Origin of the sequence: Pseudoalteromonas sp. APC 3355 (genome assembly GCF_030407615.1) — a bacterium.
Lineage (GTDB): Bacteria > Pseudomonadota > Gammaproteobacteria > Enterobacterales > Alteromonadaceae > Pseudoalteromonas > Pseudoalteromonas distincta.
In genome coordinates this window covers 1-1,611 of sequence record NZ_JASDDB010000028.1, presented here as the reverse complement: position 1 = coordinate 1,611, position 1,611 = coordinate 1, and the positions used below count along the sequence as shown (strand labels likewise).

Annotated in this window: 1 rRNA gene (only partly in view); it reads right to left on the bottom strand. The window is 48.1% G+C overall.

Annotated elements, in window-relative coordinates:
* A 23S ribosomal RNA gene (locus tag QMA08_RS20260) occupies positions 1–1,520 on the bottom strand; it reaches 1,467 nt to the left of the window's first position.
* Positions 1,521–1,611 lie beyond the last annotated feature (91 nt).

Sequence of the window (1,611 nt, the reverse complement as noted above, 5' to 3'; positions counted from 1 at the left end):
TGGTGACTCGTCTCGTGTCTCAGTCTTAATAGCAACCCGGATTTACCTAAGTCACCAACCTACTCACTTTCACATGGACTACCAACGCCATGCTTGTTTAGCCTGCTCCGTCCCCCCATCGCAATTATATCGAGTACAGAAATATTAATCTGTTTCCCATCGACTACGCCTTTCGGCCTCGCCTTAGGGGTCGACTTACCCTACCCTGATTAACATGGGATAGGAACCCTTGGTCTTCCGGCGTGGGAGTTTTTCACTCCCATTATCGTTACTCATGTCAGCATTCGCACTTCTGATACGTCCAGCATACCTCCCGGTACACCTTCAACCGCTTACAGAACGCTCCCCTACCACTCAGAATAAATTCTGAATCCGCAGCTTCGGTGCATAGTTTAGCCCCGTTACATCTTCCGCGCAGACCGACTCGACCAGTGAGCTATTACGCTTTCTTTAAAGGATGGCTGCTTCTAAGCCAACCTCCTGGCTGTCTGGGCCTTTCCACATCGTTTCCCACTTAACTATGACTTTGGGACCTTAGCTGGCGGTCTGGGTTGTTTCCCTCTTCACGACGGACGTTAGCACCCGCCGTGTGTCTCCCGGATATTACTTTACGGTATTCGGAGTTTGCAAAGGGTTGGTAAGTCGGGATGACCCCCTAGCCTTAACAGTGCTCTACCCCCGTAAGTATTCGTCCGAGGCTCTACCTAAATAGATTTCGGGGAGAACCAGCTATCTCCCGGTTTGATTAGCCTTTCACTCCTAGCCACAGGTCATCCCCTAACTTTTCAACGTTAGTGGGTTCGGTCCTCCAGTTGATGTTACTCAACCTTCAACCTGCCCATGGCTAGATCACCGGGTTTCGGGTCTATACCTTGCAACTAGTCGCCCAGTTAAGACTCGGTTTCCCTACGGCTACCCTATTCGGTTAACCTCGCTACAAAATATAAGTCGCTGACCCATTATACAAAAGGTACGCAGTCACCCAACAAGTGGGCTCCTACTGCTTGTACGTACACGGTTTCAGGTTCTATTTCACTCCCCTCACAGGGGTTCTTTTCGCCTTTCCCTCACGGTACTGGTTCACTATCGGTCAGTTGGGAGTATTTAGCCTTAGATGATGGTCCACCTATATTCAGTCAAAGTTTCACGTGCTCCGACCTACTCGATTTCACTTAAAATGTCTTTTCATGTACGGGACTATCACCCTGTATCGTGGCACTTTCCAGAGCCTTCCATTAACACATAATAAGCTTAAGGGCTGTTCCGATTTCGCTCGCCGCTACTTTCGGAATCTCGGTTGATTTCTTTTCCTACGGGTACTTAGATGTTTCAGTTCTCCGCGTTCGCCTCGTTAACCTATGTATTCAGTTAACGATACCTGCAAGCAGGTGGGTTTCCCCATTCGGAAATCCTAGTCTCAAGCGCTTTTTACTAGCTTGACTAGGCTTATCGCAAGTTAATACGTCCTTCATCGCCTCCAACTGCCAAGGCATCCACCGTGTACGCTTAGTCACTTAACCATACAACCCAAACGGGTCTTTGTTTTGTGACAGTTTAACTTCGCCAGAAGTTAATATTGAATACTAAAGTAGATACCAATCAATCAACTCA